A 219-nucleotide genomic window follows, 5' to 3' on the forward strand; every position below is an offset into this window, starting at 1 on the left:
GTAGCCGTTCCTTCACAGGATATGGTACTTGGTATTTACTATCTGACTCAGCTTCGTCCTGGTGCAAAGGGAGAGGGCATGTTCTTTAAGAGCGTGAACGAGGCTATTCTTGCATACGAGAATGGATATATCACACTTCACTCACAGATTAAAGTACGTGTGACAAAGACTCTTGCAAATGGAGAAGAGAAGACAGGAACTATCGACGCAACACTTGGT

1 protein-coding gene is annotated in these 219 nt (G+C 44.3%); it reads left to right on the top strand.

Annotation, left to right across the window (positions count from 1 at the left end):
• Positions 1-219 (top strand): hypothetical protein (locus LIZ87_RS22295; protein ID WP_227149247.1); only part of this gene is annotated, 219 nt, incomplete at both ends.

Origin of the sequence: Lacrimispora sp. 210928-DFI.3.58 (assembly GCF_020554865.1) — a bacterium.
Classification (GTDB): Bacteria; Bacillota; Clostridia; order Lachnospirales; family Lachnospiraceae; genus Enterocloster.